This is a genomic window from Legionella sp. (assembly GCF_047605385.1).
Lineage (GTDB): Bacteria > Pseudomonadota > Gammaproteobacteria > Legionellales > Legionellaceae > Legionella.
Map to the genome: position 1 here is coordinate 16484 of NZ_JASGFU010000038.1, position 10527 is coordinate 27010.

Consider the following 10527-nt stretch of genomic DNA (forward strand, 5'->3'; position numbering starts at 1 on the left):
ATGTCATTAACTACAATTTTTGATATTGCAGGCTCAGCCTTAACCGCAGAAACAGCACGCCTGACCGCCAGTACCTCAAATATGAGCAATGCCAATGTTGAAACAGGCAATCTTAATGAAGTGTATAAGGTACAATATCCTATTTTTAAAACAGTACAAGAAAACGCTAATCAATGGATGGGCGATCAAGTTAAAGCTGGGGTACAGCTTAAAGGAAATTATGTCAGCAATGCAGAGCCTATAAAACACTATCAACCCAATAATCCAATCGCAGATAAAAATGGTTATGTGTATTCGCCTAATGTAAATTATGTGGAAGAAATGGCCAACATTATTTCTGCATCCAAGTCGTATCAAATGAATATTGAATTGATTAATGACGCCAAAATGTTAATTCAACGTACTTTACAATCTTTACAATTAGGTGAATAAGGGGAAAAGGATGACTACAAACGCAATTACTGGAGCTGGGACAATGCCCATACCACCTCAAAACCAGTTACCAGCTAAAAATTTAGGTCAACAGGATTTTTTACGTTTAATGGTGGCGCAAATCCAAAATCAAGACCCTATGCAACCACAAGTTAATGGTGAATTTTTATCGCAACTTGCTCAGTTTAGTACGAATGACGGTGTTTCTAAAATGCAAGAGTCAATGCAGCAAATGGCAAATTCACTGCAATCAAATCAAGCACTGCAAGCTTCAGCTTTAGTCGGTCGAAAAGTGTTAGTAAGCAGTGAGAGTCTGAAATTAGAAAAAGAAGGCGATGTAAAAACGGCAATTGATATTCCAAAAGGAGCCAGCAATATTGTAGCTTATGTCTACGCAGATTCAGGTGAGTTGGTCAAAACAATGCATTTGGGTGCTCCAGAACCGGGATTTTTTCAATTTGCTTGGGATGGAGCTGGCCAAGACGGTAAGCGTTTAGGCGAAGGGAAATATAAAGTTGCTGTTCATGGGACTTATATGGGGCAAGAAGTCGCATTTAAAACCATGACATCCTCCAATGTTGATAGCGTTAGCCTTGAACAAAATGGCGAGGGTTTAAAACTGAATGTGGCAGGGGTTGGGGCAGTTTCATTAGATCAGGTAAGACAAATAACGGTATAAGCAGGAGATTGGGATGATTTTTGATACTGGCATCAGTGGGTTGCAAGCAGCAACAAGCAATTTAGAGGTTATTGGTAATAACATTGCGAACTCTTCTACAATTGGTTTCAAAGGCTCTCGTGCTAATTTCGGAGATATTTATGCTACCGGTGGTTATAATTCCAGCGGTACTTCCATCGGTGGCGGGGTGATGTTGACTCAAGTGCAACAATCATTTGCTGGTGGCAATATTACCAACACCAACAATACTTTGGATCTGGCAATTAGTGGTAATGGTTTTTTTATTCTGAATAATCAAGGAACTACAGCTTATAGCCGTGCCGGTCAATTTATGTTGAACAATAACAACTTTATTGTCAACTCAAGTGGGGAGTTTCTGACTGGATATCTTGCTGATGCTTCAGGAAATATTACTGGTGCTACTGGAAATTTACAAGTGAACAGTGCCAACCTAACTCCACTAGCAACTACTCGCGTGAGTATGGGGGCTAACTTAAATTCTCAAAGCATTCCACCTTCTGCGGATTGGTCTGGTGGTGCTGCACCTGTTACTGATACCTATAATAATACGACCTCCATGCCTATTTATGACAGTTTGGGTAATTCGCATGTATTGAGCATGTATTTTATTAGGGCAAACTCAGCAGCAACGGCAGGTCAACCGGATGCATCATCACCAGCAGGTACAACAAATCAATGGTATGTGGCATTTCAAATTGATAACCAAGATGTTCCACCAATTGTCACACCAGGCAATTCAAGTAATTTGTATGCGATTAATTTCAATTCAGATGGTACTTTTGCTTCAGTTCAAGACACTACTGGAACAACTATCCCCACCAACTTGGTTCCATTATCACTTACACTGACTAATGGAGCTAACCCACTCAACTTATCCATTGATTTTTCTAATTCTACACAATTTGGTAGCCCATTTTCTGTTCAATCTGCTAATGCTACAGGTTATACCACGGGAAGCTTGGCAGGGTTACAAATTAGTGACTCTGGAATTGTTTTCGGTAGTTATTCAAATGGTCAAACCTTGGCTATGGGACAGATTCAATTAGCCAATTTTACAGATCTTAATGGCTTGCAAAATATGGGTAATGTGTCTTGGGCTGCAAGTAATGCTTCTGGACAAGCATTAATTGGCACTGGTGGAACAGGAGGCTTTGGTAATATTCTTTCTGGACGACTGGAAGAGTCAAATGTGGATATTACTAGCGAATTAGTTGATTTGATTGGTGCCCAACGTGATTTCCAAGCTAATGCGCAAACGATTCGTGCTGGTGATGCTATTACGCAAACCATTATCAATATGCGTTAGGAGACAATAAATGGATCCGATTTTGTATGGCGCAGCTAATGGTGGACGCGGAAATTTTAGTCGCCAGGGAATCATTGCCAATAATTTGGCCAATGTGGCCACCCCTGGATTTAAAGGGGATTTATATCAGGCGCAAACAATGTATGCTCAGGGTTCTGCAGCAGCGAATAATTTTACTCAGTCGTTTATAGTACAAGAGGCAAATGGTATCGATTTTACCCCAGGCAGTTTGATGTCTACAGGGCGTAACTTAGATATTGCTGTGAATGGTGATGGGTGGTTTGCTGTACGTGGTAGTGATGGCAAAGAAGCATATACTAAAGCTGGGGGCTTAAACATCAATGCGAATGGTCAGTTGGTTACTGCCTCAGGGAAGTTAGTCATTGGTGGTGGTGGTCCGATTTCTATTCCCCCAGCCCAATCGATAGATATAGGCACTGATGGAACCATTTCTATCATTCCTCTAGGGGGCGATGCTAACTCCCCAATGGTTGTTGACCGTATTAAAATGGTTACCTTGAATAAAGCCAACGTAGTCAAAAATGCTGATGGGCTATTCCAACTCACTACTGGTGGAGTAGCACCAGCGGACAATACGCTAAAAATGATAAGTGGTTTCCTTGAAGGCTCAAATGTGCAAGCGGTAGAACAAATGGTGGCGATGATTAATGCGGGACGTGATTTTGAAACCCACATGGATGTGCTCACTACAATAGGAGAGAATGCACAAAAATTGGCACAAGTATTACACACTGAATAAGCTAAATTTTAAGGACTCTCAAAATAATTTGAGATGAAGAAAAATAAAAATAAAGGTAGGAGATTTTCATGCAACCAGCATTATGGGTCAGCAAATCGGGCTTGGAAGCTCAGGAAAAAACTATTGCGACAATCGCCAATAACCTTGCTAACGTCAATACTACTGGTTTTAAAAAGGATAGACCACAGTTTGAAGATTTATTATATCAAACCAGCAGCCAGGCAGGTGCACAATCTTCTGAAAATACGATTGTTCCTACTGGTATTAATGCCGGTACTGGGGTGCATTTGGTTTCGACTCAAAAAATGTTCGAACAAGGAAGTATTCACCAAACTAATAATGCTTATGATATTGCAATTCAGGGGCAAGGTTTCTTCACAATATTACTACCAGATGGAACCCAAGCTTATACTCGTAATGGCGAATTTACTCTTGATAGTACTGGACAAATTGTGGATAGCCATGGTTATACACTGCAACCCGCAATTACTTTACCTGCGCAGACATTAGGGGTGACCATCAGTCAGGATGGCGTGGTAAGTGCCACAGTTTTTGGATCAACTACACCAACTAACCTGGGGACTATTCAGTTAACGAATTTCATGAATCCAGCAGGTTTGCAGCCTATTGGGCAAAATCTTTACACTGAAACACAATCAAGTGGCAACCCGACATTAGATAACCCAGGAAATAATGGTTTAGGTACTTTATTACAAAATAATCTGGAAGCCTCTAACGTAAACGTAGTCGAAGAATTAGTGAATATGATTCAGGCCCAGCGTAGTTATGAGATTACGGCTAAAGGAATGCAGACAGTGGATAATATGTTGCAGTATTTAAACCAAACTGTTTAAGAAGATCCATCGATGAGATTATTTAATGTTTTAACAGTTGGATTGATAGCGATTCTTTTGAGTGGGTGTGAGGCATTAAACCCACCTGTTGTTGGAAAAAACCCGGATTTTGCACCAACCTATCCGGCAACACCTGATCCTAAGCAATTGCGCAGACAAAGTGGCGCTATTTATGATCCTGAAACGGCATTACCACTGTTTGAAACAGCAAGAGCACGGCATGAAGGAGACATAGTCACCGTTATATTGCTTGAAAGTACAAATGCTAGAAAGAATGCAACCTTGCAACAAATGAAAAATGATACCAACGTAGTTACTAACAAAGTATTTTTAGGTAGACCCATCTCATTAGGTGGTGGCTACAGCATGGACTTTAACTTAAATAACCAACGCCAATTTAACGGTCAAGCGCAAGCAGTACAAAACAACCAATTAGATGGAAGTATTTCTGTGACCGTAAATAAGGTATTGGCAAATGGAAATTTAATAGTTCAAGGTGAAAAATGGGTAAAGATCAATCAGGGCGAAGAATACATTCGTCTGTCTGGGATTATTCGCGCACAAGATATTCGTGGAGACAACTCGATCACTTCTGATCGCGTGGCTAATGCTCGTATTGCTTATGGTGGTACAGGTCAAGCGAACAATACTAATGCTCAGGGTTGGTTGGCTCGATTTATGTGGGGACCATTATTTCCAACCTAGATAGATAATTAACTTCTCAATGTCTTTGTCTTCATAAGTAAAGAGGTAGGAGTTAATTTGGTATAACAATAAGACGAAGGATTTGTAATGCGGCGAATGCTGGTTATTACGTGGTTATTAGCTATAAATTTAGTATTTACTCAAGCTTATGCTGAACGAATCAAGGACATGGCCACTTTGGCTGGGGTGCGTATTAACCAGTTAATTGGTTACGGACTGGTTGTCGGTTTAAACGGTACTGGAGATAAAAACGGGACACGTTATACAGAAGACAGCTTTGCCAATATGTTAACGCAATTAGGGGTAAATATTCGCGCTGGAACCAAACTGAATTCGAAGAACATGGCCGCAGTGATGGTTACTGCCAGTTTGTCATCTTTTATGAAAAAGGGACAAACTCTTGATGTTAATATTTCATCAATTGGGGACTCCAAAAGTTTGCTTGGTGGTACTTTACTCATAACCCCATTAAAAGGGACCGATGGGCGTGTATATGCTATTGCGCAAGGGAATATTATTGTGTCAGGTATTAGTGCTGCTGGAAGTGATGGTTCAAGTGTTACAGTAAACGTTCCAAGTGGGGGACGTATTCCTAATGGGGCAACAGTTGAAGCTGATATTCCTAATCCATTTTATTACAGCAAAAATCTTACTTTTAATTTACACTCCCCTGATTTTACTACTTCAAAGCGTATGGCGGATGCAATTAACCAAGAAATGGGTCTAGGAACTGCAAAAGCCTTGGATGCTACTTCTGTCGTTGTATCAGCGCCTATTAAGATGGCACAGCGTGTGGATTATGTCTCGGTATTAGAAAATATCGAATTTAAGCCAGCTTTACCTATGGCAAAAATTATTATCAATGCGCGTACTGGTACAGTGGTAATTTCATCAAATGTGATCGTCAAACCTGCAGCAGTATCTCATGGTAACTTGGTGGTTAGTGTTACTGAAACGCCAGTAATTAGCCAGCCTAATGCATTTGCACGGGGACGAACAGTACAAACACAACAATCCCAAGTAAATATTGCACAGAAAAGTAATCATGCATTTGTACTGCCTAAAGGAACAACACTTAAAGACATTGTGCGAGGAATTAACGCAGTGGGTGCAACTCCGGCAGATGTAATTTCAATTCTTGAAGCCTTACAGCAGGCTGGAGCATTGAATGCAACCCTAATTGTAATATAAGAGTTAACTCGAATATATAATATGGTTTTTTTAAGCTAAAATTTAAGTTAATTAAAAGGGATTCAAGTATGGCGATAACAGGTATTGCAACCAGTGATTTTAATGGTTTAGCAGATTTAAAATCGCGAGCAATTAATGACGCAAAAGGCACGGCTCCTGAGGTTGCGAAGCAATTTGAGGCTATTTTCTTGCAATCAATGCTTAAAAGTATGCGCATGGGAGTGCATTTCCTGGATGAGTCAAGTCCTTTTAGAGGACGTGATCGCGAGACATTTCAGGAAATGCTGGATGCACAATATGCAAGCTCTATAGCCGAATCAAAAGGGATTGGTTTGGCAGACATATTGACAAATCCGCTAGAATCCACACAAAAAACTCAATTGTCAGCGCCAAGTCAAAGCTTTATTTCTATTCCTGTAGCACAAGCTGCTGCAATAAATCAGATTAAACAATCAGATGCTAATCCAACGGAAAGCGTTGTTGATGATTTTGTGAAATCAATTTGGCCTAAGGCTAAAGAAGCTGCATCTATAATTGGTTTAGATCCCAAATTATTAATTGCCCAAGCTGCATTGGAAACTGGCTGGGGCAAATTTGTTGCTAAAGACAGGGACGGCAATAGCAGTAATAACTTATTTAATATTAAAAAGGGTGATAATAATACTTATGGTGTAATTGATGTGAAAACAACAGAATATATTGCCGATACTCCTATTAAGATTACAGACTCTTTTAGAAAATACCCAACAGTAGAACATAGCTTTGATGATTATGTTTCTCTGATTAAAGGAAGTGAGCGTTACCAAGGTGCTTTAGCTAGCGCTGGTAATTCGGATAATTATGTAAATGAATTATACAAAGCTGGGTATGCGACGGATCCTGAATACGGTGCAAAAATATTGGCAATTTATCATGGTAATGAGCTAACTCAAGCCGTAGAAAAATACAGTATGTCTGCATAGATTTGACAAAGAGCCAGGAATAGTATTAATTATATTAGTTAACTTGATGATTTATTTGGATAATTAAACTTAATGATGGTGAGTATTAGGTCAGGGAGCGAATAATTATGTCGATATTAGGTATTGCATATTCAGGGTTAAATGCTTTTCAATATGCTTTGGAAGTCGCAGGAAATAACATTGCTAACTCTACAACTAAAGGTTATTCGAGGCAGAATATACTATTATCTCCTGCGGCTACCCGGCGTTATGGTGCTGCGTATGTAGGTACTGGAGTTATGGTAGATTATATTTACCGTAGCTCAGATCAATTTGCTAATGCCCAAGTTAGAAATACTCAAAGCATTAAGACTCAGTATGAAACCTTTTCTCAGCAAGCAAGCCAAATCGACCAGATGATTTCTCAGAACGGCAGCAGTATTTCCAGTGCATTGCAATCATTTTTTGATTCATTTAACCAATTAAATAGTGCTCCTGATAGTCCTGCGGCGCGAGGAGTTGCTTTAAGCCAAAGCCAGTTACTTGTTGAACAATTTTCATTTTTACAATCAAATTTGGATCAACTGCAAGAAAATACGACAGCGCAAATGGTGGCAATTGCCAATAGGATTAATGAACTAGGTGCCGATTTAGTAAATGTGAATGCTGAAATCATGGGAAATCCATATTCTCCTGAGCTGCAAGATCAACGCGACGAATTACTTAATGAGCTTTCTCAATACACTGACCTGACCATCATTGAGAATGATAATGGCACAGTGAATGTAGGGATTGGAACTGGTGAAATGTTTGTTGTTGGCCCAACCCAAAGAATGTTATCCGTACAATTTGATCCATTAAACACTATGGGAACACGCGTTTTATTAGGAAGTGGTGCTGGACAATTGGATATTTCTGCTCAGTTAACAAATGGTCAGCTTGGTGGATTAATGAATTTTGAAAGTACAATTATTACTCCTACAAGTCAAACTATAGGTTTAATAGCAATTGGTTTAGCACAAACATTTAACGCACAGAATCAATTGGGTATGGATTTGAATAACCAACTGGGTCAAAATTATTTTACTGATTATAATACGACGAGCCAACAGCTACAGCGAGCAACAGCTTCTTCGTTAAATACTGGAACAGGAGTATTATCTGTTGCTATTACTGATTTATCTCAAGTTCAATTAAGCGACTATCAATTAGTAGTGGATGACGTTGCAACCGGCCAGATTCGTTTAATTCGTGAATCAGATGGTACATCAATGGCTTTAAATTGGAGTAGTAATCCACCAGCACCTCCTGCTGGGCAGATTGTGGTTGATGGGATGACGATTACTGTCGATAACTTATCTAATTTGGTTGATAACGATTCATATGTTTTAACCCCGACTCGTGGTGCGGCACGGGACTTTGAGTTGTTAATTAATGATTCTAATCTAATGGCATTAGCGGCACCTGTACGCACTAGTGCATCAATGAGCAATACTGGAAATGGGACGATTTCTTTAGGAACTGTATTTAATACTTCTAGTGTTAGTGATCAGTACTCCATTGATTTTATTTCACCAACGCAATTTAATGTAGTTGATGTAACCACGGGGACCCTTGTATCTGGGCCATTAACCTTTATACCTAATACAGAAAATACGGTGCAAATTCCGGATGCAACAAATCCATCTTATTCTGTAGTGATTTCGGGTATGCCTGATACCGGTGATCAGTTTATTGCTGAATATAACCAAGGTGGTTTTGGTGATAACCGAAATGGCCTACTTCTTGCAGGAATACAACAGTCACAATTATTTGGTAATGGCAACGAAACACTGTTTGATTGCTATTCTAATTTATTATCAAATGTTGGGACACAAACAAATGAAGCTAATAATCGCGCTGCTGCGTTTGATGTATTGTACAAGCAAGCTCTTGCTTTTCAAGAAAGCAAAAGTAGTGTGAATTTAGACGAAGAAGGGGCAAATTTACTGCGATTTGAACAGGCGTATGCAGCCGCTGGTAAATTAATGGAAGTTTCAAATCAATTGATTCATGTCTTATTTGACATAATGAGGTGATGAATGCGTATTTCAACTAATCAAATATATGAAAGCGGTCTAAGTAGTTTATTAAGCCAACAAGAGCGTGTAACCAACTTACAAGAGCAATTGGCTAGTGGTATCAAAGTGAGATATCCTTCGGATGATCCTATTTCTTATGCACAAATTGAATGGTTGACTGAACGCGTAAGTACTACTGAAATATTACAACGCAACTGTATGAGTGCAACAAATGCATTGAGTTTAGAAGAGTCCATATTGACGGATTGCAGTAATAATTTACAGCGTTTACGTCAAATTCAGGTGCAAGCAGGTAATGGCACATTATCAGAGATTCAGCGTCAAGCATTATTAGTGGAGGTGACTGATATTTTGGCGCAACTGCAAGCGTTTGCGAATTCTAAAGATAATGATGGCAATTATTTATTTTCTGGTGGGCAAACATCAACTGCGCCATTTACTTTAAATACGGCTGGCCAATACATTTATAATGGAGACAGCACTCAACGCTTTCAGATGATTTCTGGCAGCTTACAAATTGCAATTAATGATCCAGGTGATGGTGTTTTTATGCGTATCCCTGGCGGTAATGGGACTTTTGCCGTAAATGCCGCGATTACTAATACTGGCACTGCATCAGCAACTACAGGTTCCGTTACTAATTACAGTACTTATGTAGCTGATGATTATACAATCAGTTTTACGCTAAATACAGCAGGCGAATTAGTTGCTATGGTTACAGGCGCAACAAGTGGAAATGTGATTCCAACTACAGGTTTACCTGATGATGCACCTGTATATCAACCTGGCATGTCCTTGAGTTTTAATGGTATGACTTTAGAATTCAATGGTACACCTCAAGCTGGAGATGCATTTTCAGTAACACCGGCACAAAATGTTTCTCTTTTTGAAACAATTCAAAATATGATTAGCAACTTGAGTTTGCCATATAATACCGCTGTTGATAAAGCAGCAACTGCAACTGAAAATAATCAGTTACTGGCGCAAATTGATAGTGCGATATTGAATATGACGGATATCATAGCAACTATTGGTTCTCGTTTAAATCAGGTGGCTAATTCGCAAAGCGCCAATGAAGATTTAATTGATACCAGTACTATTACCCTGAAATACTTACGCGAGATTGATCCTGTAGTTGTTGCAACCGAATTTAACCAGGAATTGGTTAATCTTCAGGCAGCGCAACAAAGCTTTGTTCGTATTCAGGGCTTAAGTGTATTTAATTATATTTAATAAAGTGAATATGTAGCAACTGCGTTGAATTTAAAATATTCTCAAGGCAGTTGCTATTATGTGTTTATGGGTGGGCAATGAGCTAACCAATAATTCGCAATATCGATCCTACGCGTAATCCATATATCAGGATAATCTATCAAATAATCTAAAAATTGTTTCAACATTTGGCTTCGTGCTGGTTTACCACTGAGTCGTGGATGTAAGCCAATAGTCATTATTGAGAGGTGTTTTTCTTGATACAAATAGTTAAATGTACTTGTTAATTGAACCCCAGTTCGGAGTTTTTTAGTCTAATTTTCAGAGAGTAAAGCAGAGTCCTTT

At 39.2% G+C, this 10527-nt stretch carries 10 protein-coding genes; all 10 read left to right on the forward strand.

The features are described from left to right. The 10 genes from flgC (at window position 1) to flgL (ending at window position 10203) form a co-directional block, all read left to right on the forward strand. Complete coding sequence (gene flgC / locus QM652_RS09545; protein WP_415075189.1) at window positions 1–432, forward strand: flagellar basal body rod protein FlgC; 432 nt, start codon at window positions 1–3, stop codon at window positions 430–432. A 10-nt stretch (window positions 433–442) separates the two neighbouring features. Beyond that, window positions 443–1111, forward strand: a complete 669-nt coding sequence (locus tag QM652_RS09550) for a flagellar hook assembly protein FlgD (RefSeq protein WP_415075191.1) — start codon at window positions 443–445, stop codon at window positions 1109–1111. Between the two features lie 13 nt (window positions 1112–1124). After that, the gene (gene flgE, locus QM652_RS09555) at window positions 1125–2438 is read left to right on the forward strand and encodes a flagellar hook protein FlgE (protein WP_415075193.1); all 1314 of its coding nucleotides are present in this window, start codon (window positions 1125–1127) and stop codon (window positions 2436–2438) included. A 10-nt stretch (window positions 2439–2448) separates the two neighbouring features. Next, window positions 2449–3198 (forward strand): flagellar basal-body rod protein FlgF, encoded by a 750-nt coding sequence (gene flgF / locus QM652_RS09560; protein WP_415075195.1) that lies wholly within the window; start codon window positions 2449–2451, stop codon window positions 3196–3198. A 68-nt stretch (window positions 3199–3266) separates the two neighbouring features. After that, on the forward strand, window positions 3267–4052 hold the full coding sequence (gene flgG / locus QM652_RS09565; protein WP_415075197.1) for a flagellar basal-body rod protein FlgG: 786 nt from the start codon (window positions 3267–3269) through the stop codon (window positions 4050–4052). A 12-nt stretch (window positions 4053–4064) separates the two neighbouring features. After that, window positions 4065–4757 carry a flagellar basal body L-ring protein FlgH gene (locus QM652_RS09570; RefSeq protein WP_415075199.1) on the forward strand — a complete coding sequence of 231 codons (693 nt, stop codon included), beginning with the start codon at window positions 4065–4067 and terminating at the stop codon, window positions 4755–4757. 87 nt (window positions 4758–4844) lie between these two features. Then, on the forward strand, window positions 4845–5948 hold the full coding sequence (locus tag QM652_RS09575) for a flagellar basal body P-ring protein FlgI (protein ID WP_415075201.1): 1104 nt from the start codon (window positions 4845–4847) through the stop codon (window positions 5946–5948). 68 nt (window positions 5949–6016) lie between these two features. Next, window positions 6017–6910, forward strand: coding sequence for a flagellar assembly peptidoglycan hydrolase FlgJ (gene flgJ, locus QM652_RS09580; RefSeq protein WP_415075203.1), 894 nt, complete (start codon window positions 6017–6019; stop codon window positions 6908–6910). 107 nt (window positions 6911–7017) lie between these two features. Next, the gene (gene flgK, locus QM652_RS09585; protein ID WP_415075204.1) at window positions 7018–8967 is read left to right on the forward strand and encodes a flagellar hook-associated protein FlgK; all 1950 of its coding nucleotides are present in this window, start codon (window positions 7018–7020) and stop codon (window positions 8965–8967) included. A 3-nt stretch (window positions 8968–8970) separates the two neighbouring features. Next, window positions 8971–10203, forward strand: coding sequence for a flagellar hook-associated protein FlgL (gene flgL, locus QM652_RS09590; protein ID WP_415075205.1), 1233 nt, complete (start codon window positions 8971–8973; stop codon window positions 10201–10203). Window positions 10204–10527: the final 324 nt, after the last annotated feature.